Origin of the sequence: Dapis purpurea BLCC-M126, from assembly GCF_050015975.1 — a bacterium.
Taxonomy (GTDB): domain Bacteria; phylum Cyanobacteriota; class Cyanobacteriia; order Cyanobacteriales; family Microcoleaceae; genus Trichodesmium.
Window position 1 is genome coordinate 1 of sequence record NZ_JBNHER010000290.1, and the last position, 23,756, is coordinate 23,756.

Here is a 23,756-nt window from a genome sequence, read left to right on the forward strand (position 1 = left end):
CTTAAGAGGTTAGCGATCGCCTAATTTTTTAGAGATACCAAATGGGTTCTATACAGGATATGATTTTGCTTCTTGAGGCATTATCTGTAGTCGGAATTTAGGAAATTGGTATAACTTCAAAGGTTTAAGATTAATTTTCGGACGAAGTATAATGACATTAGAAAAAGAAAGTTTAAAATTACTGCTAGAGGGGTTGGAACAATTAGAAATAGGTTTTCAAGGTCTACCAAAAGTTGAACACACTGCTAACTTAGACGCTCTGAGAATAGTCCTGTTGGAAGTCGCAGAGCGGATGCAGAATAATTATCCATATCATCATCCTCTCTATATTGGACAAATAATTAAACCTCCCACAGAAATTGCCAGACTTGCATACACCCTATCTCTCTGGATAAATCCGAATAATCATGCTCTTGATGGTGGTAAGGCCAGTTCAGCTATGGAAAAAGAAGCTGTTGCTGAAATTGCGAAGATATTTGGTTGGGATCTCCATTTAGGCCATCTTTCTAGTGGCGGAACAATGGCCAATCTAGAAGGGTTATGGATAGCAAGAACTTTAGTACCTAACAAGAAAGTTGTAGCCTCAAATCAATCACACTACACGCATCAGAGGATTTGTAGTGCCCTTGGTATTCCTTTTCAAGCTATTCCCTGTGATAGTCGGGCACGAATGGATGTGTCAAGCCTAAAAAAAATTCTTGAGGAAGAAGATATTGGAACAGTTATTGTTAACATCGGGACAACAGCCACAGGAGCAGTAGATCCCCTACCAGATATTCTTGAACTTCAAGCTGAATATGGATTCCGAATCCACGCTGATGCTGCTTATGGGGGTTATTTCACCTTGGTGGATAACCTTGATGCTGAAACTAGAACTATTTTTGACTGCTTGAAAGAAGTTGATTCCATTGTTGTCGATCCTCATAAACATGGGCTTCAGCCTTATGGCTGTGGCTGCATTATTTTTAAAGATCCTTCTATTGGTAAGATATATAAACGCGATGCGTCCTACACTTACTTCAGCTCTAATGAACTTCATCTAGGTGAAATCAGCTTTGAATGTTCGAGGCCAGGGGCATCAGCCGTTGCTCTTTGGGCAACTCAACGCTTACTTCCGCTAACATCAAGTGGTAAATTTGCGACAGATTTGAGTAAGGGAAGAAAAGCAGCACTGCTTCTTTTTGAGCGAATACAAAAAGATTCACGATTTATAGTGGCTTCTCCACCAGAACTAGACATCGTAGTCTGGGCTCCAAAAGCTAAGAATGCCAGTGAGATTTCATTAAGATCAAAAGAAATCTTTAGAGAATCTGCTTTACAAAATTTACACCTAGCAATGGCTGAACTTCCGAGAGAACTTTTTGCAGATACTGCACCAGAAATTAATTGGGATGTGAAGTATATAACCTGTCTACGTTCGTGTTTAATAAAACCCGAACATCTGGACTGGATAGATCGTATTTGGAATATCCTAGATTTAGTAACTAATAAAGTGTTAACTAGCTACAAAACTAATGTTTCAGTATGACAGCTAGGTAAACTGGAAGAGTATATGATTTTAATTAGATATATCCAGAATCAAGGAAGTAGGTATTCGGGGAAAATAATTGATAATTTATGGCTGATAATTGATTTTATTTTTAGGCATTAGTGATTTTGGCTATGATTTTTCTTGAAATGGGAATTGCCTAACTCCTAATTAAAAAGTATTTTATATTTTATGCTCTTTAGATTTCATAGCTTGATTAACCAATACCTATTTTAATTATCTGAGATATCTATTATACCATTTTGAAAAAAGAATGTTACGAATCTGGGACGTTGCATCTTTTTTTTGATCAGGACTTACGCAGTACCGCTATATATAGCGTATAAATGTCATTATTCCAGATGCACCTACTATAATTAGTACCGTTGCGTAAGTCCTGAGTCAGTATGATTAATTAGCTGCAATCATAGTTGAAGTTTGATGAATGGTTCAATTTTCTGGCGATCGCAAATATAGCATTCGTCAGGACTATTAGAATCTTCTGATACCTCTCAAATTTAGTCACAGCAATAATTTAACTTCTGAATTATGATTTCTAACTTCTGACTTCAGCTACAGCAGGAATTACTAAAACTGGGCAAAGAGCATCTTTTAAAATACCCTCACTGACACTACCCATAAACAACTTCTCAATACCACTGCGCCCATTAGATCCGACTATAATTAAATCAGCAGCTAATTTTTTTGTCTCTGCTAATATAGTCTCTATTGTGGAACCCTGAGTTAACAGAGCAACTGCATCAAAACCCTTTTGCCGTGATTCTTCTGCTAAATCTTGAATCTGCTTATGTTCTTTACGAAACTCTTCTGCCCAATGATCTCGCTTGGGCTGTGGTCCAGTTTTAAAGCCAACAAAATCAGGTTCGGGTTCGGCAATATGGATTAACCATAGTTTGCTTTTAAAACCTTGGGCTAGGGTTTCAGCTTGAGTAATAATGGCGGGAGTTATTGGAGAAAAGTCAATGGCAACAACTATATTTTTCATTGTTAATTATGCTTAGTAATTCGATATAGCAATGTTATACTAAATCTACTTTAGACGGGAAGTTGTATTAGAAGACAAGGCAGAAAGCATAAGGGTTAGGAAGCATAGAGAGCCTTATATTATAAAAATCCATAAATTGCTTGGGTCAACAAGGTTTTGAGAAACACTACTGACTTTGCCGAGATAAAATTCAATACTCACGGTTCGCTTATTTAGAAAAAGTTTAACAGATTTATTTAGCTAAAACTCATTCATAGTAATAACTATAGCGGTTGTAGTCACATGAGGCAGTGATTCACGGAGGAAAAATGTAGATAGATTCAGGGATTCTCATTAGAGATAAAATTTGTCGCTGAAGAAAATTAAGAGAACTGATTTCAGTTGACCCATCTCCATGAAAATATAGAGTAATTCCATTGAAAGCAGCTAACAATTTTTCCGCTGTCGGACGCTGAGTTAAGTCTTCCTTTTTTAACATTATTACCCTTTATAATTTGGAATGCTGAGGGCTTCTTCAAATTTATCTCGTTTTCAGCAACGCGGTTACGAAGTTCCCACATAGAAATTGCGCCTTCAGTCGATGTTATTTTTTCTCAAGAATTTACCTGGATTGTAGGTTTTAGAGGCAAGTTGCTCATGTTATTTTTGATGGGTATACTTTACTTAAGTTTCCTCCAATAAAAGGTAAGCATCTTTGTATCTTCTACAATGATTATGATGACATTTTTGTATTTTAATGTTGTATTGTTTTTGCAAATATTTTATGTGGCTTTTATCTCTCATTCCATTTGCTTTAGTTGAATTAATATCTCTGCCTTCTCAGCAAATTGATAATAGATAAACAATCATTTATAGAATATAGTTATTATTAATGTTAGTTTGTTTAACATTTAGAGACTAATTTAAAAATTATGAACTTTATGCAAATCAATCAATTTTTCACTAAGTTTATAATATTTGCTATTGCGCCATTTGTATTATTAATTAATTCAGTTAATATTTTAAACTCTGTGCCCCCTGGAGGAACAGATAAAAATGCTATATTATTAGCCCAATTATCTCGAGCTGATTGGCGGATATGTTCACAAGAAAATCCTCCTTTAGTTGAATCTTTTTATATAGAAACAGCTAATTTTTTTGCCAATATTTGCCAAAAACAGAATAGTAAATTAATTTATATTGGCGGTCAAAAGGCTAATCCTGAAAATGCTATTCAAATAACTGCAATGGTGGAAGAAGGAACCGGATATGTTGCTGAGGATGGAGATATTACATATATTGTAACAGGTGCTACTTTTAGTATTGTAAAAAATGCTAAGACTATCAGTGAAGAGCAAGTGATATATCTATGTAGTCAATTTTCTGAAAAAATATGTCAAGAGAGGTAGTATAACGATTAATTTTTCTTTAAATAAAGTTTAAAAATACAGATACTTTTTAGGTATATTCTACTATGGGTACAACTATGAGACAAATCAGTCTGTCATCAAACTGATTTTTGCAGACATTAGTATCAAGCCTTTGCCAGATCAGCCTTTTATCCAATTATATAGATTTAATAAAATATTTATTTTTTGGCTCCGATCATGTATCATAGAACGAACTAATTTATTCATTTACCAGAGGACTAAACTGTGAATTTTGTCAAGACTAATCAACAGTTCTTAAAATTAGGGATGTTTGCCATAATGGCATTTCTTTTATCTACATTTTCATCTAAGGTTCTAGCATCTAGCAACAATCTAGAGGCAGAGCAAAACACAATATTATTAGCTGAATCGCCCCGCAATAATAAGCGTATTTGTTCCCAACGTGGAGCCAATTGGTCTGAGGTAAATTATTTTGAATCAAAGAACTATTTTGCAAATATTTGTCGTCAACCAAACGGAAAATTAATGTTAATTGCTGGCAGAAAATCTAATCCGAATCAAGTTTTAAAGTTACCTGTAGAATTTAACCAAGGATATTTGGCAACTCATGGTAATAAAACTTTTATGGTGAGTGATAATTCTTTTAGTATGGCAATAAATGGTCTAGTTATTCAGGAAGAACAAATTATCTATCAGGGAAAATAAAATTAGGTAGTATTGATTGACAATTTCAGGGAAAGTAAAAAAAAAGTAGAGAGTTTTCGAGTATTTATCTCCTTTGATTGTGTGTATCACAATTCAATTTAATTAAAGTTTTTGATTAGAAAAATATTGAAAGTACAGGTATTTTCCTAGCCTCATATTTGAGATGATTTAAGTTGTGTGGCTCGGGAATTTTGTTGAGCAGATTCCACTAAAAATTTATTAGCTTTAGTCTCAGAGACTGTTTGTTAAATAAATATTAAATCCTCCGGTAGGATGGCTTAGGCGGCAATAGTTATAAGTTGCGAACTCCTAACTGTCTGCCTTAACCCACCGAACATACTGAATATTAAGCACTCTAGCTTATTCTTTGCTTGAGATAATTTCATAAGAAAAAACTTTAATTTTACAGTTATTTGTCAAAAAAATGCGTGCTCAAATACGAGATACAGAAATCTATTTTGATATTGAAGGTGCTGCCCTAGTTCCAGATGGCGATCGGATGCAAGAAAAACCCATTGCTTTTGTAATTCATGGCGGTCCAGGCGCAGACCATACTTCTTATAAACCTACTTTTTCTCGTCTCAGTCAAAAATTACAATTAGTCTATTTTGACCACCGAGGACAAGGGCGATCGGCAAGGGGACCAAAAGAAACTTATACCCTAGAGAATAATGTGGAAGATATGGAGGCATTACGCCAATATTTAGGATTGGAAAAAATAGTAATTATTGGTACTTCTTATGGTGGAATGGTCGCCCTTAGTTATGCAGTGCGTTATCCGGAAAATGTTCAATCTTTAATTGTCATTGCTACTGCTGGAAGTTATCGTTTTTTGGAATTAGCCAAAGTTAATCTAGCTGAAAAAGGAACAAAAGAACAACAAGAGATAGCTAAATTTTTATGGGATGGTAAATTTGAGAATGAGGCCCAACTCAAAGAATATTTTCAGGTGATGATGCCTATGTATTCAATCACCTATAAACCAGAAACACCAGGAAAAAGTTGGAGCCGAACTATTTTATCTCCCGATGCTATTAATGTTGCCTTTGGTGGCTTTTTACGTTCTTACAATGTGCTAGACAAACTACATAAAATTACTGCTCCTTCTTTAGTAATAGCAGGAAAACATGATTGGATTTGTCCCCCAGAATTATCATCAGAAATCGCTACAGCTATTCCCAATGCAGATTTAAGAATCTTTAAAAATAGCGGCCATTTAATTCGGGTTGATGAACCAGAAGCGCTTCTGGATACTATTATTGGATTTGTTGTTGACAAAGGATAAAAAGGAAAGGTTGGAAGTCGGATGAAAAAAAAGATAAATATAGCTGTCTAAAATGAATTGCATAAGCTCTTTTTAAACATCTATAAATATAAATTAAATATAATGTGAATTTTGTTTTCACATTAGTAAAAGAATAGAAAAATCAGAAAGAAAAATTTATCTTAAATAATTTTCAACGGAGAGGGTGGGATTCGAACCCACGGAAGGTCTCCCTTCAACAAATTTCGAGTTTGCCGCATTCGACCACTCTGCCACCTCTCCCTAATTCAGTTATAAGTTATCAGTATCTCCCGCTAAGGTTAAAGGTCTGAGACCTTATTTTTTGGTCAAAATTGACTTATTGGGGCTTTGGCCATTAATATGAGCAAAATATAACTATTTTAATTATAGCGTTTGTCAGGCTTTTCTGTTCTATTAGCTGTTTTCTGTATTCCCTGTTCCCTATTCTCTAATATCAAAGAAAAGAACTATCAACCTGATCTGATTCTAAAGTTGTTTGAAAGCCAGTAACAGGAGTCCATTGAATCCCACCATCACGACCTGTCCAAAATAGAGGAATATTATTTTCTTGAAAAAATTCAATCATATCTGGATGGACAGAATCTGAAGAAGCGATCGCTACTTCTGGCCGAATAATATTCAATAACTCTGGATTCAGCTTATTTCCAGGCCACCAAAGTACCTGAGTCTGCTGAAAACTTCTTGCTGCTAATAACTTACTCTGCTCCGATAGTTTAGCATTTCCCAATAACAACCAAGTTTGGCCATGAATAATAAATTCTACAATTGGAGTCTCAGAATTAATTAATTTCATCTGCGTAGAACCCAACTCAATGTTTTGATTATTTACCATAGTGTAGTAATTAGCCTGACTCTTTTGCAGAGCATTAAATACAGGTTGATTATTAGTTTGATAATTCTTTTCATCATCAGCATCTACATCATAAAAAGTTTTAACTCTCAAGCTATCAAAAATATTAGACCAACCCCGACTCAGACCTTTTTGGGAATGAACAGCAATAGACCAATCAATTTTATTAATACCTTGCTGCCGTAAAAATGGTAATACAGTAAACCTGGATGTATTTTCATCTCCAACATTAACCAGAATTACTTTACCTCTGTCTTGAATTACAAACACTGGTTCGGAGGATGAATTAAGAATCGTAGCTTGAAACACAGAAGTCCTAGTATACCAGAGAGGAATAATAATAATAGCGATCGCCAAAATCGCACTCCACTGCCAAAACTTCAGAGGCAACTTTTTCTTCTTACCCTTATTTCCTTCTGGGGGTTTACTTCTCAAAAACCAGGCAGCAAAAATCAACCCATATAGCACAACCAACTGATAAACTGATATTGCTCCCACTGCCACTTGATTTCCCGGTAACTTGCTAAAAAAATGCACAATTTCAATCAAAATCCTAACTGGAAAATACAAAATTCCAGCACTCAAGCTACCCACATAAGGGGAAATTAAAGCCAGCATTGCACTAATAAATCCACCTAGAGTAATTACAGCAACCAGAGGTGCAGTAATAATATTTACCAAAATAGTATAGGGCGAAACCACATAAAACACAGATAGCAATAGAGGTAAAGTCCAAACAGAAGCAGCAATGGGAATTGCAACTAAAGAAGCAATACCAGAGGGCAACCAATCTAAGCGTTTCATTAAAGGTGGTACTGTTACCAATAATCCTAAAGTCGCCAAGAAACTCAACTGAAATCCTAAATCCCAAATCCATAGAGGATTGATTAATAACAGCAAAGTAGCAGCCAAAACTAGAGAAGCTAATGGTTTAACTTGGCGTTGGGAAACAATTGCCAGCAAAGCTGCTAAACCCATAAAAGCTGCTCGCAATACTGAAGGGGAACCACCAGTCAAACCCACATAGATAATTAAAGTAAAGATACCAAAAGCAAATCTTGCTCCTGAAGGCAAATTTTTCGTCAAAGTCAACACCACACCCAAAATTAGGGAAACATGAAAACCTGATGCTGCCAATATATGAGCTAAACCCACCTGCACAAACTGGTCTCGTAGTTGATAAGACAAATCGACAGCTCTACGTCCTAAAACCATTGCACTTACCAGAGGGCCTTCTGGCACTCCCAATAAACTTACCTGAGCGCGAATAATTCGCTGTCGAATCTTATATAATCCCCAAGCGTTACTACTTTCTTGATTAGTAGTAGTAAGTTTATAACCTGTAACCCCAGCAAAAGAACCTTGTCTTGCTAAATAAGCACGAAAATCAAACCCTCCAGGATTAGTTGCTGGAGATGGTTTATATAAAGAACCGGTTATTGCCACTAATTCACCAGGATCGATACCTGTTGCTTGCAGAAGGGGGACTGTGACGTAAAGTTTTCCTGTAACATCTTGGTGTACATTTGCCGAACCATCAGTACCAACTATTTCACTTACTTGAGCTACTTTTAGCCAAAGTTGCGCTTTTTCTGAGCGAGTCTTGCGCGGAGAGGAAATAACTCTTCCACGAACCGTAACTACTTGTTGCTGAGATTCACCATCAACTGGAATGATTTTACTAATATCGCTTACTGTAGGTTGGGGTACTCGAAATTGAAAATAAATACTGGCAATAAAAGCGATCGCTCCAGCAATTATCCACAACCAATTTGAATTTAGCAGTGATTTTCTAGTTCTTTTGGAGAGTGAATCTGGAAAGTCACCACTTCTGAGTAAGTCTTCAGAATTGATTTTTTGTTGAGAAATTGTGATTACTTTAGCTGAACTGCGTAAATTTTGTCGATATCTTTGTTGTACAATAATTGCTAATACTAATCCTATAGTTAGTACAGCATATATGCCCCAAGGTACAATAGTAGATATTAGCCCCATTATGTAGGCTAGGCAGATGACGAGCGCTAAAGCTTGATTCATTTTTTAGTAAGGAAGAAGGGAGTTAGACCTTTGTTTGTAGTTTTGCTCTATCCCCTTAAATATTTTGGCTAGAGCAAAACTACGAGCCTGATGATATTTTTATGTTAAAAACATTAACGTTTAACTACCATGAACGATCAATAATTTAGATAGCTAAACCTAGTCTTAAACCTAGGACTGAATGAACAAACATAATAAATAGTGCAATGCTACCCAGATAAGCATGAGTAGTCCTCAATGCAGCTTGATTTCCACCAAATTTTTCAGGGAAATGAAACCGTTTGCTGCCAGCAATGCTAATACAACTGAACCCGTCCAAAAGTGGGGACTTTCAAATATTTCTTGTTTCTGCATCACAAGAGATAATACTCCACCTGTGTAACCTAATGCCATAAATAGAAACATGAATGGTGCCATTTTCCGATGATTGGAACCACTTTCGAGAGCTATTGCTTCATCAGTGACTACTCGTCTACGCCATCCGGTGAAACCAACAAAACTACCCATAGCAAATATAACGATCCCCATCATTAGTGGGTGTCCCCAATGTACAATTGGTTCTGGCACACCAAGGTTGCTGAATATGTCAGCTATTGGTTCTAAATATTGTCTGATTTCCATTTTTCTTCTCTCTGGTGTTTTAGGATCGAGTTTACAAGTTTAACAGAACTCAGGCACTCAAACAAGAAACCGGATTTATTGTCCTGATTATTGTTTTTTAAATCACAAAATTTCGTCGAAAAACAAGTTTTCTGCACAAGTCCTCGTAGGGGTTTGGTCGCCAAACACCTACCCTATAAATGAATCTAGCAACTCTAAATCAAGCGGATTTGATATTACCCATTTTCAGGAAATATCAATTATGGTTTGAGATTGCTTTATATCGTTTAAATTTCCTTTAATCAATCCTTCTATTACAGAAGAGGTAATAATTAATTATTAATTGTTAATTATTGAAGCTGCTTCCACAGTTCCTTTCAATAGTGGAAAGTTAAGACTTTCCCGTTGTGCTAAGTAAAGTTGACCCACTTGCCGTGCTAAATTACGAATTCTGCCAATATAACGAGTACGTTCAGTAACCGAGATTACTCCTCTAGCATCAAGCAAATTAAAACTGTGGGAACATTTGAGAACATAGTCGAGACTGGGTAAGACTAATTCTTGTTTTATGAGTTGTTCAGCTTCTTTTTCATAGAGACCAAATATAGTAAACAGAAAGTCAGGATTAGATGCCTCAAAATTATAGGTACATTGTTCAATTTCTCCCTGAAGATAAACATCTCCATAAGTAACGTTATCAGTCCAAGCTATTTTAGTGATAGCATCAACTTCCTGGAGATACATGGCAAGGCGTTCTAAACCATAGGTGATTTCAATGCACACTGGTCGGCAATCTATACTACCACATTGTTGAAAGTACGTAAATTGGGTAATTTCCATACCATCAAGCCAAACTTCCCAACCAACACCCCAAGCACCCAGAGTGGGAGATTCCCAGTTATCTTCTACAAATCGAATATCATGGTCTTCTGGACGGATACCCAGAGCGCGGAGAGAGTCAAGATAAATATCTTGAATATTATTAGGAGAAGGTTTGATTAAAACTTGATATTGATAGTAGTGTTGAAAGCGGTTAGGGTTTTCTCCATAACGTCCATCAGTAGGACGACGACAGGGTTCAACGTAGGCAACTGACCAAGGTTCCGGACCAATAGCCCGCAGGAAGGTGTGGGGATTCATTGTGCCCGCCCCTTTTTCCGTATCATAAGGTTGAGCGATCAGACAGCCGCGATCGCTCCAGAATTGATTTAAGGTGGCTATGACTGATTGGAAGTTCACTTACTCTTTTTAGGTTTTTATTTTACCTGAAATTATGGCATTATTTGGGATATTATGAGCAAAATACTCTTTTAATTTTTCCCATTTATCATATTGTCTAACATAAAACAATTGTATTGTCAACCAGAAAAAAAATCGATTTTTTACTATAATTTAATTAGGAATCAAAAGAGGTAATTAATAATGATTACATCCCCAGTTGTTTTGAAACAACCAAAAGAATATACTTTAGAAAATTGGGTACAAAATCCTCCTGAAAAGAAAGAATGGGTGGATGGGGAATTATTGGATAAAAATGCCATGACTCTTAAGCATAAGTCGGATTCAAGGAAATCTTTACTTTTATTGGAGAAGTTACAAAGATTCTAGTGGGCAAGGTGGAAAAGTTTATACTGATGTACCTTGTCGCACAAATAAGCAAGGACATTACCCGGATGTTGGTTATCTTAATCCAGAATTAGAGACAGAGTTTGGCAATGAAAAAGTCTTAGCTCAAAGCTTTCCTTTAAGTGCTGAAATTATTTCTCCTACAGATTGAGCTGAAGATATTATTGGCAAAGCACAAGAATATTTAGAGTCTGGAGGGGAAGAAGTTTGGTTAGTATTTCCTGAGAATAAATGGGTAATTGTTGTAACTCAAGAATCGAGACTTATTTTTATTTCTGGGCAAGTTGTTAATACTCAAAAAGTTTTAGATGGTTTTAGTCTTCCGGTAGATGAATTATTAAGTTAATCAAGACTTACGAAGATGAACCCAGAAACCAGTTTTTTTAGTCAATGTATATTCAACCTCTCCAAAAATCACAAATCAAGTTCATTATTATCTATAAATTATAAATTATTTCCCACTATTCCCTGTTCCCTATTCCCTATTCCCTGTTCCCTATTCCCTATTCCCTTTAATTATATGAATAATCAACTTTTGAAGGAAAAATTACAAGCGACCATCAAAAATATTCAAACTATAAATGATGGTTCTCCTGTTACTAATTTGAAGTTAGACAAAACTTTAGAGAAAGAAATTGAAGAGTTAACAACAGACTTAGAAAGTCTCAATCCTCATCCTCAACCTCTCCTCCATACTCCTAATTTATTAGATGGAACTTGGCAACTTATATACTCTACAGCTAGAGAAATCCGTTCTTTAGATTCTCTACCTTTGGGATTAAAAGTAGGTAAAGTTTATCAAGCAATTAATGTTGCGAATAAAACATTTTTTAATATCGCTCAAGTACAACATCCTCTGAAATTAATATCAGGATATGTAAAAGTAACTGCTAGTTTTGAAGCTGCTATAAATAAATCTGGTTTAGCAGATAAACGCATCAATGTTTATTTTGATAAACGTTATTTGGCGATTGAAAAAATTTTAGGTATTGACACCCCTAAACTAAATCCCTTTAAAGTTGTAGCAGCTAACAATCCTCAAGGTAGAGTTGCCACACTTGATGTTACTTATTTAGACAAAAATTTCAGAATTGGACGTGGGGGAGATGAAAGTTTATTTATTCTCAATAAAGCTAACCTATAACCATTCAGCTCTTAGTATTATCCCATTTTTGTTGGGTTTGGAGACTAAACCCCTACGATAAAATATTACAATTTATTTAGGATTGCTATAGCTTATAACTGACAGCTTTTTGGGCAGTATTGCGCAGGAAATGCTTACGTTAATTTATTTCCTTTATACTCCATAATTATAATAGGAATTTTGAATATTTTCCTGCCTAATTGAGGTATAGCAAATTTCAACTTTAGAGATTGAGGTAATTCTGATAAAGAAATAGGCACGAAATCTAAGCGACTGTAAAAATATTCTAATTTTTGACCTATACATTCCAAATATAAAGGTTTGCTTGCCTGTTGAATTAGATATTTTGTAAGTGTTGTGCCTAATCCACATTTTTGCCAAGCTTTTACAACTACTAAACTACCTAATTCTTGTGCATCTTCAAAATTACGCAACTGTCCACAAGCTACTAATTTTCCCTCACATTCAATTAGCCAAAATTGTTGCCAACTTAATTGAGTCGGGTCAAGTTTAGCACTTAAAACTAACTTACGGATAGACCAAATATCTTTAGCAGATGCAGGTCTAAGATTACAGGAATTTGGTAATACTATTTCTGTCATTTTCAGTTCTAGGGAATAGGGAATAGGGAGTAGGGAGTAGAAATTAGTATTAAACTTTACCTTACCATCCTAACAATTATATAATTTTAAAGGTTTTCAGTTAAGATTGACTACTATAGCGCTACGCGCAAGTTAGAAGTCAAAAGTCAACAGTAAAAAGTAATATCTGACTAAGTTTCAGTCTTTAGCAGTGTCCTAAGCTAAATCTGTACTGCTATATAGAAATTTTTACTGAATAACTAAGGTTTAAAGCCTCTCCTTTAAAGGAGAAAAAAAATTTTCCTTAAGGGTCAATCCTCTTCTTTTCAAGGAAAGGTAATTCTTAATTGTTGAAAACAAATTGAAGATTACTATATAATCTAAAAAGTTTAGAAATTATCATCCACAAATATTGATTATGTATTTTACTCCTATCACTGAAAAAATAGCAAAAACTAGCCTAAAAAATATTAAACTTATTGCTACTGATATGGATGGTACATTAACAAAAAATGGTAAATTTACTTCTGACCTTTTTCTCGCTCTAGAAAAGTTAGCAGCAGCAAAAATCCAGGTATTAGTAATTACAGGTCGTTCTGCTGGTTGGGTACAAACTATCAAAAATTATTTGCCTATAGTAGGAGCGATCGCTGAAAATGGTGGTTTATTTTATCCTATTCATAGTGAAGCACCTGAAATTTTAACTTCTATTTCAAATATTGCTCTACACAGACAAAATTTAGCTGACGTTTTCCAATACTTAAAAAGTCAATTTCCGCAAATTGAACCATCTGTTGATAATCAGTTTAGATTAACAGATTGGACTTTTGATATACAGGATTTGAGTTTGTTTGAACTAACAAAAATGGCAGACCTTTGTCAAACAAAAGGTTATGGTTTTACCTATAGCACTGTCCAATGTCATATCAAACCTTTAGAACAAGATAAAGCTACTGGATTATTCCAAGTTTTGTCAAAATATTTCCCTGAGTTGACAACAGAAACAATTATTACAGTTGGTGATAGTCCGAATGATGAAAGTTTATTTGAAGAAAGTAAATTTCCTTTGTCAGTCGGGGTAGCAAATGTTATTGAATATGCTCATAAACTAAATTATCAGCCAGTCTATATTACTAGCAAAAAAGAAGCAGAAGGTTTTTGTGAATTAGCAGAATTATTATTAGACATAGGTGTGGAAAAAATATAGACTTTTGTACATCGTAGGGAACAGGGAATATATTTTTACACCAAAGATAGGAAAAATTATTTTGTAAGTAACTTTTATTTCTATAGATCAATGTTAAATGCCGAAAAGCAAAACAAAAAGAATTATCAATTATTCATTATCCATTAATGAACAAACTGGATTTAGTATTACTATTTAAAACTATAATCTGAAAAATTTAATTTAAAATTAATTATGCTTCAACCAGAATCAACACAAATTAGAATAGTATTAGTAGAAGCCCAAGGGCCATTAAATGTTGGTTCTGTAGCCCGGATTATGAAAAATATGGGCTTCTACAATTTGGTCTTGGTCAACCCACAATGTGACCCTTATGGAACAGAAGCCCGAAAAATGGCAGTTCATGGGGCAGAAATTTTAGAAAAAGCGACCATAGTCCAAACATTACCAGAAGCTCTAAAAGGATGTCAAAGGGCGATCGCTACTACATCCTTAGACCGCTCATTACCCACCCACCTAGAAAACCCAAAAAATTCCCTACCTTGGCTACTGGGACACTCAGCAGCTTTAATATTTGGTAGAGAAGACCGAGGCTTAACTAACGTAGAATTAAACTACGCCCAAAGATTTGTCCGTATTCAATCGGATGATGCCTATCCCTCTCTAAACCTGGCTCAAGCAGTAGCCATCTGCTGTTATGAGCTATATCAAGCAAAACTTCATCAGGATAATAGTCCTCAAAGCCAACCCAATCCTGATTTAGAAGCCTCCCTAGATGTTTTAGAAGCATATTATCAGGATCTAGAAACCATGTTATTGAAAATAGGTTATCTTTATCCCCATACAGTATCCAGCAGAATGGAAAAATTCCGTCGTTTATACAACCGTGCCTATCCCTCTACTCAAGAAGTGGCAATGTTACGGGGAATGATTAGACAAATCAATTGGGCACTGTCTAATTATGATCGGCATGATAGTTAATTTTCTGCTTTGGGTATTCTAATTTAAGAGGAATGTCCCACCGCCAAGTTTAAGTTCCTTATGAAAACCTTCAGGATTTATCCATCAGGTAGTTATTTGACTTGGACTAGGTAAAAATAGGTACGACTCGCGCTAAAGTAATAAGGTGATTTACACTAAGCTAGTGAGGCTAAGTGCTTCTGTTCAAAGCTAATTTTCTAGTGATTTTGGTACAGAGCCTAGTCTTGAATAAGGTTTTAGGTTGTAGGTGCTAGGTTTTAGGTTCAATTTTTGTCCTTGGATTCAACCCCAACCCAATTGTGGACACTGCTAATAACGGTGGGGTTTTCAACCCGATTGCTTTGCAATAGTGTTGGGAAAAATCTGCTACCTAAAACCAAACAACTGTGGAGTGTAGTGACAATAATAATTATCAGACAAATTCACTATTAATAATATCAAAAACTGTCATAAATTAACAGAGATAATTGTTTGAATTTCCTCTAGTTTTTAGGTTATCCAATCAAAGAAAAAATTATTTTTGTCGAGGTAGCTTTTGATATTTTTGCAAGAGATTAATCAATAAAATTATAGTTATATATTAAGGTGTTTGGAGTGGTTCAGAATTTTCGTAATCGATCAATTCTTTCGGTAGTACCTTCTACTACTAAATCAGACTCTCAGTCGCAGCAGTCTAATATTAAAACGCCTAGTAATCGGCTGCAACCCCAGCTACCACTCAAGAAAAAGCGTAATGTAGCTAAGTTTCCACTTCCAGCTTCTGAGCAAACGCAAACATTTCTCAGGCCAGTACCTTCCAAAAAGAAAACTGTTGCACCCAGAGTTTTAAAACAAGAGATTCCTAAATTTCAGTCTCATAGGGCTAAACGTAGCCGATTAGATGAACTCGCGAGATTAAGGAAGATCGCAGAACAACAACCCACATCATCTGCTCGCCCCCAAAAACGACCAGAAAAAGCTCAATCTTTTATTTCTGAATCACTACCAACGAAAAAATCACCAGTTACAACTCGTCAGAATTCCCGTTCTGCTTCTTTGCTGCTGTACGCAACTCGGATGTTAATCTTAGGTGTGGGAATAGCAGTGATTGGTGGAACAGTACTATCAATATTGAAGCCTGGCAATAGTTCTAACCTGATCTCTCAAGCGGCAAATAGTGAGGTAGAGACAAATCAAGAATGGAAATCTCCTTCCATTGTACCTTTAGCAGTACAACAAACTAGGGAAATGGCAGCTTTGAAAACAGAGTTAGATACAGTAATAGCTAAATACCCAAAGCTAACACCAGGAGTATTTCTGATTGATGCTGATACTGGTGCTTATGTAGATATTAATGGAGATGCTGCTGTTGCTGCAGCTAGTACGATTAAATTGCCGATATTAGTAGCCTTTTTCCAGGCGGTGGATCAGGGAAGAATCAAATTGAATGATATGTTAACAATGGAGGAATCTCATGTTGCTGAGGGTTCGGGAGATATGCAGTTTCGGAAGCCTGGTGTCAAATATACGGCCTTGCAAACTGTGAGGAAAATGATCGTTATCAGTGATAATACAGCAACTAATATGTTGATTGAAGCTCTTGGTGGGGCTGATGTTTTGAATCAGTTGTTTCAGAGTTGGGGTTTGAAGAATACTGTTATTAATAATCCTTTACCAGATTTATCGGGAACTAATACAACGACTCCCAAGGATTTGATAAATTTAATTTCACAGGTAAATCAGGGTGGTTTGGTGTCGCTGAAGTCTCGCGATCGCTTATTTCGGATTATGGAAAGAACTCGAAATGATTCTTTGTTACCTAGAGGCGTAGGTAGAGGTTCTGTGGTTGCTCACAAGACAGGTAATCTGAAGTCTGTCTTGGGGGATGTGGGTATGATTGATTTACTTAATGGCAAGCGTTATCTATTGGCTGTACTGGTGAAGCGTCCGAATGATGATCAGGATGCTGTAGACTTGATTCGCGGGGTGTCTAAAGAAACTTATCAATATCTTAAGTCCTCAGAATAGAGGGAGTAGGGACTAGGGGAAATGGAAAAATGGTAAATATGGGAGCATTTTTCTACTTTTTTACTCTATTCTATTTCTCCATCTGCTGAATTATGAATTCTGAACTCCTTTGCCAAAAACCCTCTCCTTTTCCTTTGCCAAGATAACAAATAATTTTTATATAGAACCCATTTGGTATCTCTAAAAAATTAGGCGATCGCTACAGTCACATTGGCGTTGCACAATCAGGAATGATTAAATCCAAAAGTAGATATTTTTGGATAATGTTTCCTCAACAATATGTACAGCTTAAAATCTATTATCATTCTTTAATGTGCAACCCCGTCACATTAATTGGGCAGTTAAGTTTGATAATGACGCTTGTCTTGGTTAAACATCCTAGTGCAGGATGGCAGAAATAAGTGACCAGTAGGAGCAATGCCCTCTTCCTGAGATAGAATACGAGGGAGGTGCGATCGCATCGGAGAGGCCAGTCCCAAAAAGTGACCACTAAAAAAAGTGATTTATGGAGTAAACTAGAATTTGTGGAAGCCCAGTCAACCCCATTCTAGATGCCTGTCCCCAAAGCTCAATCCATAATCCTGTCGCCAAGACAGAAAAGTCTACTGCAAGTTCTAGCCAGTCAGACCAGCAATTCCTATCGCCTGCCTGGTCAGAAGGGTAAAACTTATCCTAGCTGCTGCTTCTGGAACAAACAATACAGCGATAAGTGAACAACTACAACTGCATCGAAGGCAAGTGAGGCAGTGGCGAAAAAGATGGTTGGAGGCTTCTGAAGAACTTGCAAGTGCTGAAACTCAACAGGTGAGCGACAAGAAGTTAAGGAAACTGATAGAAGACATTCTCAGTGACGCTCCCCGCCCTGGAACAACCAAATTTTTCTCCGTGGAACAAGTGGTCCAAATCGTAGCAATGGCCTGTGAAGACCCGAAACAATCTCAACGGCCAGTGAGTCATTGGACTCCAACAGAGCTAGCAAAGGAAGCTATAGAGAGAAGGATTGTTGAGAAGATTTCACCCCGCAGTGTGGGGCGTTTTTTAAAAGGAAGCGACTCTACAACCTCATCGTCATCGTTACTGGTTAAACTCTAATCCCTCTGCTCCAGTAGCTTTTCGCGACCAGGTTAAATCTATCTGTCGGTTGTATCTATCTGCTCAAGAATTACTCGAAAAAGGTATCCATTTGATTAGTACCGATGAAATGACGAATATTCAAGCTAATGAGAGAATTTTTCCCACTCAACCAATAGAGCCAGGGCGAGTCGAACGCACTGAATTTGAGTACATTCGCCATGGCACTCAATGTTTGTTAGCTAACTGGCATATTGCCAAAGGACAAATAATTGCTCCTTCGATTCAGGCAACTCGCACAGAAGTTGATTTTCTGCAACACATTGAACAGACTATCGATACTGATGCTGATGGAGGATGGATTTTTCTGGTCGATCAACTCAATACTCATAAATCTGAATCATTAGTCCGTCTTGTAGCTCAACGTTGTGGTATTCAGACTGATTTGGGGGTAAAGCAGAAATCAGGTATTCTCCAGTCTATGGCAACTCGTGCTGCTTTTTTATCTGACGAGTCTCACCGGATTCGCTTTGTTTATATCCCTAAACATACTTCTTGGCTGAATCAAATTGAGTGTTGGTTCTCTATTTTGGCCAGGCGTTTACTCCGGCGTAGCAGTTTCTCTTCTACCTCAGACCTCAAGCAAAAGATACTGAATTTTATTGACTATTTCAACTGTACTCTGGCAAGACCTTTTGTCTGGAAGTTTCAGGGGTTTTCAGAGAATGATTAAGCAGATTTAGATGCCATGCTCATACTGGTCAAGCATCAAACTGAATGCTCATCATTTTTAGCTTGGCTTGAGACCATTTATTTGAGCTAGCGATCGCACCTCCCTCCTATTCTATCTCAGGAAGAAGGCATTACTCCTACTGGTCAGTTATTTCTGCCATCCTGCACTAGTCATATCATTTACTCTGATTTCAATATTTTTCTTTTCAGTTCTTCCAATACTTTTTCTGCTTCTTGTTGTCTATATTTATGAACAAATATATGAACAAATAATTGCTCTATTACATAATTTACAATCTCCAACAAATTATTAGCTTCTTCTACATTTATATCATGTCCGGATAATTAGTGATAAAAAAGTTTTTGTTTATAGTAGGGCTTTAGCCCGATAAATACCTATCTTAGGGCTAAAGCCCTACTACGAGCTTTAATTATCACTGTTCAACCGGACATGATATTACTTGCTTTGTAAAAGTAAGATGCTCTGAATGTGCTCCCTCATTTCCTAATTGCCTGATACCTTGAATTATTTCTCTTAAATCTTCTGACATTTGTTCCTGCTCAAATAGTTGGGTAAGCCTATCAGAAAGATTAACAAAATAACTTTTATCCTTGTTGTTTGTAGCTTCAATGGGAATTTTAAAGTAATGGCAAATTTCTTCTAATACCACTTTTAAAAAAGAATGCTACGAAAAGGTAGCTCTTGATCGGATGTGCTGAAAAATAGCTGCTCCAATTCATGTGAGATAGTTATATCTATCGTTTTCCCTTTTTTTTTGAATGTTTATCCCTTCTTGCTTCTTGCTTCTTCCTTCTTCCTTATTTCTACCATTTGTAGCAAACATTTATAAAATTGGTATAATACTGCTCTGCATAAAATAAAGCTGGTACGTGGAGAACTAGCTAAAACTAATTGAGCTTGATAAGTAATTTCAGCATCTGAGTGTTTCACTATAATTAGTGGGGTTCGTAAGTCCTGTTTAAAATAATACTAAGGAGATTGCGTACAATTATCGGTTTTTGATAAAGTGATTTGGGGGGGATTAGTTTCACACAGTTAAGTTTGATAATTATAAATTTTCCTATCTACCTAATTCCGAATTCAGAAAATATTAATTAGTTTCATTGCGTAAGTCTTGATTTTAATTAATTCTTTTTAAGATCCAGCTAATATTCTTGACCAACCCTGATTAAAATGCTAAACTACTGCTAATATAGAAGACCTAATTTAAGTAAATATAAAAAATAAGGCCCAAAACGGAGATAAGTTATTATCTCTAAGGAGCGCTATGAAAAAATGGAAAACCTAACAGATTATCGTAAATTAGATCCAGGTTTAGTGAATGCCTTGAATAAAACACCACCATCACAAAAACAGCCAATGGAAGTTTTTGTGCGGACAACAGAAGTGCCAAATCAAATAGAGGCAAATTTTTTACAAAAACTAGGTGTGAGAGGGGTAAATCATCAACGATGTACTTTTACAGCTAAACTTTCACCTGAAGCAGTTACAGAATTAGCTCATCAACCTTGGATACATAATCTCAGATTAGCAAGAAATATACGTTGGGCTTGAGTAGAGAGGAATGTCCAATATGGCTTTTTTCTACTTTTTACTAAAGCGATCGCTTGTTTTCCGGAAAAAAACTGGAGCGATCGCTAATTTTTTTCAGGTGATCTCAAGAAGGAGTCAGGAGACAGGAGTCAGAATGAAAGAAGGAGTCAGGAGACAGGAGTCAGAATGAAAGAAGGATTCAGGAGACAGGAGTCAGGAGTCAGAATGAAGAGAGAATCTGCTAAAAGTTTTCAGGATTTGATAGTTTGGCAAAAAGCACATCAACTCGTTTTAGAGGTATACCGCTTTAGCAGCAACTTTCCCAAAACTGAAACTTACGGACTAACTTCTCAATTGAGACGAGCGTCTGTATCAGTGCCAGCAAATATAGCAGAAGGCTTTCGGAAAAAAGGGTTATGAGGAAGAAGGAGTCAGCAGACAGGAGTCAGGAGTCAGAATGAAAGGAGGAAGAAGGAGTCAAATGGGAGAAGAGAATTTGCTATTCGATTCTTGAATATTGCACAAGGTTCCTTAGAAGAAAGTCGATATTACTTAATTCTAGCAAATGACCTTGAATATGGAGATACTTCAGAACTTCTACTAAATTTAGAAGAAGTAACTAAATTACTAGATTCATACATTGCTGCAATTGAACAACGTAGACAATCTTCTAACTCCTGACTCCTGATTCCTAACTCCTAACTCCTAACTCCTAACTCCTAACTCCTGATTCCTGACTCCTGACTCCTAACTCCTAACTCCTGACTCCTAACTCCTAACTCCTGTCTCCTGACTCCTCCCTTACCCTTTTAATCAACCTCATATCTAAACGGATTTAGTATGACTCAGACTGCCACTAGATTTTACTTGAAGATTCAACAAGTGGAAAAACTATGCTTGTTTGAACTTGCTTGGGGTATGGGGCAACAATTAACTGTCAGTCTACCTTATCCTGAAAGTCTCACTATATCTTACCAAGATTGGGAAAAAAAATATCTGAATTTTTATCACAAAGCCTTACGGGGAAGGGTAGTAAATACAGGAAAAATAACGAGACAAGTTGATTGGCATCAAAAATTGGTGCAAGCAGAAGCAAAACTTCTGTGTGAGTTTCATCGTTGGTTACGACATGAGGAACTTTATGATATTAGAGCAATCATTGCTCAAGCAGCTAAACAAAAAACAGAAAGTTTACCATCACAACACAAAACTCATGTATCAACTGTTGATATCTTTATAACTTGCAACTCCCAAGAATTATGTCGTTTACCCTGGGAAGCATGGGAAATTACGGAATTTGCTGCATCTAGCAAAATTAGAATTGCCCGCCAACCAATTAATATTCGCAACACCACAATAAATTATCAATTTGAGTGCCGTCGAAGTAAAGCTAGGGTATTGGCAATATTGGGAGATGATACAGGTTTAAATTTTCAGGTAGATAAAGAAGCAGTAAAATCTCTTTCCCCAATAGCTGAAGTAGAGTTTGTGGGTTGGCAACCTCAAGAAACTCAAGCAGAGCTAAAAGAAAAAATTGTTAAAGCAATAACTGATCAACGTGGGTGGGATATTTTATTTTTTGCCGGACACAGTAATGAAACTCTTAATACAGGTGGGGAAATAGCGATCGCTCCCGGCACCACCCTATCCATCACAGAAATTTCCCAACCCCTAACTATGGCCAAACAAAGGGGTTTACAATTTGCCATCTTCAACTCCTGTAGTGGTTTAAGTATTGCCAATGCTCTGATAGACTTGGGTTTAAGTCAAGTTGCAGTCATGCGAGAGCCAATTCATAACCAAGTCGCCCAAGAATTTTTAGTAAGATTTCTCCAAAGTTTAGCCAAATACAAAGATGTTCACGAATCATTATTATCAGCGTGTCAATTTTTGAAACTAGAAAAAAATCTCACCTATCCCAGCACATATTTAATACCATCTTTGTTTCGCCATCCAGAAGCACCACTATTTTGTCTCCAAGCATCGAGTCTGAAACATAAACTTAAAAGGTGGTTGCCTACAAAAAGAGAAGCGATGGTTATAAGTACATTGATTTTCTGTAGTTTGCAACTTTCAACTCAAAGGTTTTTGATTGAGAAACGAGTATTAGTACAAGCTATGTATCGTCAATATACCAACCAAGTTGAAAGGCAAAATTCACCGCCTGTGCTGTTAGTAGAAATTGATGAAGATTCGATTAAAAAAGCCAAAATATCCGATCCTGTGCCAATGGATCGTAGTTATATGGCCAAAATTATCGATCAATTAACAACGATAAATGCCAATATCATTGGTATTGACTATCTTTTAGATCGCTATCAACCAGAAAATGACAAAAAACTCGCCCAGACTCTACGATCATCTATAGAAAAACAAAATACTTGGTTTATATTTGCCACATCCCGCAATCGATCTGGTGGTTGGTTTGAAGCATTACCAGAGTTAGCTTCCCCTAAGTGGCGACTACAGGGAAATGTTAGCGTAGTAGGTTATGAACGTTACGTTACCCATGTAACACTCCTACCAAGCCAAGATTCCACTGAAACACCATTGCCCTTTGGTTATTTGTTAACAGTTGCTCACTTATTAAACTTTGAACAATCTGATAATTTGCTGCAACCTCAGATTAATTCCTCAATTGATTGGTTATCTCAAGTCAAAAATCATATTGCTCAGACTACAGGTAAACACTTTTTTGATTTATCTTCTAGCTCATCTCGGTTAAAATCTTTAACAAAGTTTTCTTATCGACTAAGGCAAATGTGGCTGCATCCAATTATAGATTTTTCTATTCCTCCAGAAGCAGTTTTTCTACGTCTACCAGCTTGGCAACTTTTAGAGAGTAGTGAATCCCAACTATTACCAAAAATTTTAACAGATAAACGCCCATCAATAGTAATTATTGCTGCTGGATATAAAGATGCAGGATTAACTCCTGGAGAAGATAATTTTCCTTTACCTCCTGCTGTTGGTTACTGGCGTTCTCAAAAAAATCCTCCCGATCTAAGTAGAGCATTTACAGGGGGAGAAGTTCATGCTTATCTGGTTCATCATTTCCTTAAGCAGAGATTAGTTATACCTATTCCTAATTTATGGCTAATTGGGGTAGCTGCTATTTTAGGAAAAGGAGTGGTATTAATGTTAGAGAATAACTCTAAATCTAAGACACAAAAAAATAAAATTATTTTATCATTACTATTTTTATTAACTCTAATTTATAGTATTTATTCTCTACAAATATACATTTCAGCAGCTATTTTATTACCTTGGTTATTACCTAGTCTGACATTTTGGATTTATGTATTTTTATACTCGATCAATTCCAAGTCAACTTTAAAAAATTGAGGTGTTGTATCGCCCAAAAAGTCAAAATTCAAAAGTAATCTCTGACTGAATTTTTCCTCCGTGAATAAATGCTGGTTCATTAATTGATAATTGATAATGGATAATTGATAATTACCTCTGGTTAAA

Annotated in this window: 21 protein-coding genes, 1 tRNA gene and 2 pseudogenes; 15 read left to right on the plus strand and 9 right to left on the minus strand. The window is 36.2% G+C overall.

What is annotated here, in order from left to right:
• Positions 1 to 151 precede the first annotated feature (151 nt).
• Entirely contained in the window at positions 152 to 1,528 is a 1,377-nt protein-coding gene (locus ACP6PL_RS26340) for a pyridoxal phosphate-dependent decarboxylase family protein (RefSeq protein WP_426548302.1), read from the plus strand.
• A gap of 556 nt (positions 1,529 to 2,084) precedes the next feature.
• Here ACP6PL_RS26340 and ACP6PL_RS26345 read toward each other — a convergent pair.
• Both ACP6PL_RS26345 and ACP6PL_RS26350 read right to left on the minus strand, forming a co-directional pair.
• The gene (locus tag ACP6PL_RS26345; protein WP_426548303.1) at positions 2,085 to 2,534 is read right to left on the minus strand and encodes a universal stress protein; all 450 of its coding nucleotides are present in this window, start codon (positions 2,532 to 2,534) and stop codon (positions 2,085 to 2,087) included.
• A 295-nt stretch (positions 2,535 to 2,829) separates the two neighbouring features.
• Complete coding sequence (locus tag ACP6PL_RS26350) at positions 2,830 to 3,012, minus strand: hypothetical protein (RefSeq protein ID WP_426548304.1); 183 nt, start codon at positions 3,010 to 3,012, stop codon at positions 2,830 to 2,832.
• 433 nt (positions 3,013 to 3,445) lie between these two features.
• On the opposite strand from ACP6PL_RS26350, the gene ACP6PL_RS26355 reads away from it, so the two are divergent.
• From ACP6PL_RS26355 to ACP6PL_RS26365, 3 genes are all read left to right on the plus strand, one after another.
• Entirely contained in the window at positions 3,446 to 3,922 is a 477-nt protein-coding gene (locus ACP6PL_RS26355; protein WP_426548305.1) for a hypothetical protein, read from the plus strand.
• A gap of 246 nt (positions 3,923 to 4,168) precedes the next feature.
• Positions 4,169 to 4,609 (plus strand): hypothetical protein, encoded by a 441-nt coding sequence (locus tag ACP6PL_RS26360; RefSeq protein WP_426548306.1) that lies wholly within the window; start codon positions 4,169 to 4,171, stop codon positions 4,607 to 4,609.
• Between the two features lie 424 nt (positions 4,610 to 5,033).
• Positions 5,034 to 5,894, plus strand: coding sequence for an alpha/beta fold hydrolase (locus ACP6PL_RS26365; protein ID WP_426548307.1), 861 nt, complete (start codon positions 5,034 to 5,036; stop codon positions 5,892 to 5,894).
• Between the two features lie 176 nt (positions 5,895 to 6,070).
• On the opposite strand, the gene ACP6PL_RS26370 is transcribed toward ACP6PL_RS26365, so the two are convergent.
• From ACP6PL_RS26370 to glyQ, 4 genes and pseudogenes are all read right to left on the minus strand, one after another.
• Positions 6,071 to 6,155: transfer RNA gene (locus ACP6PL_RS26370), tRNA-Ser, on the minus strand.
• Positions 6,156 to 6,348: 193 nt separating this feature from the next.
• Positions 6,349 to 8,802 carry a ComEC/Rec2 family competence protein gene (locus ACP6PL_RS26375; RefSeq protein WP_426548308.1) on the minus strand — a complete coding sequence of 818 codons (2,454 nt, stop codon included), beginning with the start codon at positions 8,800 to 8,802 and terminating at the stop codon, positions 6,349 to 6,351.
• A gap of 145 nt (positions 8,803 to 8,947) precedes the next feature.
• Positions 8,948 to 9,423 (minus strand): annotated as a pseudogene (locus tag ACP6PL_RS26380) (DUF4079 domain-containing protein).
• A 318-nt stretch (positions 9,424 to 9,741) separates the two neighbouring features.
• Entirely contained in the window at positions 9,742 to 10,641 is a 900-nt protein-coding gene (glyQ, locus tag ACP6PL_RS26385) for a glycine--tRNA ligase subunit alpha (protein WP_426548309.1), read from the minus strand.
• Between the two features lie 183 nt (positions 10,642 to 10,824).
• Between glyQ and ACP6PL_RS26390 the strand changes: the two genes are divergently transcribed.
• Positions 10,825 to 11,010, plus strand: a complete 186-nt coding sequence (locus tag ACP6PL_RS26390; RefSeq protein ID WP_426548310.1) for a hypothetical protein — start codon at positions 10,825 to 10,827, stop codon at positions 11,008 to 11,010.
• Positions 11,011 to 11,548: 538 nt separating this feature from the next.
• Entirely contained in the window at positions 11,549 to 12,172 is a 624-nt protein-coding gene (locus tag ACP6PL_RS26395; RefSeq protein WP_426548311.1) for a PAP/fibrillin family protein, read from the plus strand.
• Positions 12,173 to 12,306: 134 nt separating this feature from the next.
• On the opposite strand, the gene ACP6PL_RS26400 is transcribed toward ACP6PL_RS26395, so the two are convergent.
• Positions 12,307 to 12,774, minus strand: a complete 468-nt coding sequence (locus ACP6PL_RS26400; RefSeq protein WP_426548312.1) for a GNAT family N-acetyltransferase — start codon at positions 12,772 to 12,774, stop codon at positions 12,307 to 12,309.
• 397 nt (positions 12,775 to 13,171) lie between these two features.
• Here ACP6PL_RS26400 and ACP6PL_RS26405 point away from each other — a divergent pair, with 397 nt between their 5' ends.
• The 3 genes from ACP6PL_RS26405 to ACP6PL_RS26415 all read left to right on the plus strand — a co-directional run bounded on the left by ACP6PL_RS26405 (position 13,172) and on the right by ACP6PL_RS26415 (position 16,927).
• Positions 13,172 to 13,960, plus strand: a complete 789-nt coding sequence (locus ACP6PL_RS26405) for an HAD family hydrolase (protein ID WP_426548313.1) — start codon at positions 13,172 to 13,174, stop codon at positions 13,958 to 13,960.
• 213 nt (positions 13,961 to 14,173) lie between these two features.
• The gene (locus ACP6PL_RS26410; protein WP_426548314.1) at positions 14,174 to 14,920 is read left to right on the plus strand and encodes an RNA methyltransferase; all 747 of its coding nucleotides are present in this window, start codon (positions 14,174 to 14,176) and stop codon (positions 14,918 to 14,920) included.
• Between the two features lie 594 nt (positions 14,921 to 15,514).
• Positions 15,515 to 16,927: a serine hydrolase gene (locus ACP6PL_RS26415; RefSeq protein WP_426548315.1), complete on the plus strand. Its 1,413-nt coding sequence runs from the start codon at positions 15,515 to 15,517 to the stop codon at positions 16,925 to 16,927.
• Positions 16,928 to 17,268: 341 nt separating this feature from the next.
• Here ACP6PL_RS26415 and ACP6PL_RS26420 read toward each other — a convergent pair whose 3' ends face one another.
• Complete coding sequence (locus ACP6PL_RS26420; protein WP_426548316.1) at positions 17,269 to 17,406, minus strand: hypothetical protein; 138 nt, start codon at positions 17,404 to 17,406, stop codon at positions 17,269 to 17,271.
• Between the two features lie 169 nt (positions 17,407 to 17,575).
• On the opposite strand from ACP6PL_RS26420, the gene ACP6PL_RS26425 reads away from it, so the two are divergent.
• Both ACP6PL_RS26425 and ACP6PL_RS26430 read left to right on the plus strand, forming a co-directional pair.
• Positions 17,576 to 18,019, plus strand: coding sequence for a helix-turn-helix domain-containing protein (locus ACP6PL_RS26425; protein ID WP_426548321.1), 444 nt, complete (start codon positions 17,576 to 17,578; stop codon positions 18,017 to 18,019).
• A 91-nt stretch (positions 18,020 to 18,110) separates the two neighbouring features.
• The gene (locus tag ACP6PL_RS26430) at positions 18,111 to 18,731 is read left to right on the plus strand and encodes a transposase (protein WP_426548322.1); all 621 of its coding nucleotides are present in this window, start codon (positions 18,111 to 18,113) and stop codon (positions 18,729 to 18,731) included.
• Between the two features lie 433 nt (positions 18,732 to 19,164).
• On the opposite strand, the gene ACP6PL_RS26435 is transcribed toward ACP6PL_RS26430, so the two are convergent.
• Positions 19,165 to 19,401, minus strand: coding sequence for a DUF4145 domain-containing protein (locus tag ACP6PL_RS26435; protein ID WP_426548317.1), 237 nt, complete (start codon positions 19,399 to 19,401; stop codon positions 19,165 to 19,167).
• A gap of 626 nt (positions 19,402 to 20,027) precedes the next feature.
• On the opposite strand from ACP6PL_RS26435, the gene ACP6PL_RS26440 reads away from it, so the two are divergent.
• The 4 genes and pseudogenes from ACP6PL_RS26440 (at position 20,028) to ACP6PL_RS26455 (ending at position 23,630) form a co-directional block, all read left to right on the plus strand.
• Positions 20,028 to 20,306: a hypothetical protein gene (locus ACP6PL_RS26440; protein WP_426548318.1), complete on the plus strand. Its 279-nt coding sequence runs from the start codon at positions 20,028 to 20,030 to the stop codon at positions 20,304 to 20,306.
• 19 nt (positions 20,307 to 20,325) lie between these two features.
• Positions 20,326 to 20,475, plus strand: a complete 150-nt coding sequence (locus ACP6PL_RS26445; protein WP_426548319.1) for a hypothetical protein — start codon at positions 20,326 to 20,328, stop codon at positions 20,473 to 20,475.
• 35 nt (positions 20,476 to 20,510) lie between these two features.
• A pseudogene (locus ACP6PL_RS26450) lies at positions 20,511 to 20,966 on the plus strand (four helix bundle protein).
• 159 nt (positions 20,967 to 21,125) lie between these two features.
• Positions 21,126 to 23,630: a CHASE2 domain-containing protein gene (locus ACP6PL_RS26455; RefSeq protein WP_426548320.1), complete on the plus strand. Its 2,505-nt coding sequence runs from the start codon at positions 21,126 to 21,128 to the stop codon at positions 23,628 to 23,630.
• Positions 23,631 to 23,756 lie beyond the last annotated feature (126 nt).

Bases quoted from the DNA above. Each gene is read 5' to 3' on its own strand.
- ACP6PL_RS26340 (WP_426548302.1), top strand. From the start codon at position 152: ATGACATTAGAAAAAGAAAGTTTAAAATTACTGCTAGAGGGGTTGGAA.
- ACP6PL_RS26345 (WP_426548303.1), bottom strand. From the start codon at position 2,534: ATGAAAAATATAGTTGTTGCCATTGACTTTTCTCCAATAACTCCCGCC.
- ACP6PL_RS26350 (WP_426548304.1), bottom strand. From the start codon at position 3,012: ATGTTAAAAAAGGAAGACTTAACTCAGCGTCCGACAGCGGAAAAATTG.
- ACP6PL_RS26355 (WP_426548305.1), top strand. From the start codon at position 3,446: ATGAACTTTATGCAAATCAATCAATTTTTCACTAAGTTTATAATATTT.
- ACP6PL_RS26365 (WP_426548307.1), top strand. From the start codon at position 5,034: ATGCGTGCTCAAATACGAGATACAGAAATCTATTTTGATATTGAAGGT.
- ACP6PL_RS26375 (WP_426548308.1), bottom strand. From the start codon at position 8,802: ATGAATCAAGCTTTAGCGCTCGTCATCTGCCTAGCCTACATAATGGGG.
- ACP6PL_RS26390 (WP_426548310.1), top strand. From the start codon at position 10,825: ATGATTACATCCCCAGTTGTTTTGAAACAACCAAAAGAATATACTTTA.
- ACP6PL_RS26395 (WP_426548311.1), top strand. From the start codon at position 11,549: ATGAATAATCAACTTTTGAAGGAAAAATTACAAGCGACCATCAAAAAT.
- ACP6PL_RS26400 (WP_426548312.1), bottom strand. From the start codon at position 12,774: ATGACAGAAATAGTATTACCAAATTCCTGTAATCTTAGACCTGCATCT.
- ACP6PL_RS26405 (WP_426548313.1), top strand. From the start codon at position 13,172: ATGTATTTTACTCCTATCACTGAAAAAATAGCAAAAACTAGCCTAAAA.
- ACP6PL_RS26410 (WP_426548314.1), top strand. From the start codon at position 14,174: ATGCTTCAACCAGAATCAACACAAATTAGAATAGTATTAGTAGAAGCC.
- ACP6PL_RS26440 (WP_426548318.1), top strand. From the start codon at position 20,028: ATGGAAAACCTAACAGATTATCGTAAATTAGATCCAGGTTTAGTGAAT.
- ACP6PL_RS26445 (WP_426548319.1), top strand. From the start codon at position 20,326: ATGGCTTTTTTCTACTTTTTACTAAAGCGATCGCTTGTTTTCCGGAAA.
- ACP6PL_RS26455 (WP_426548320.1), top strand. From the start codon at position 21,126: ATGACTCAGACTGCCACTAGATTTTACTTGAAGATTCAACAAGTGGAA.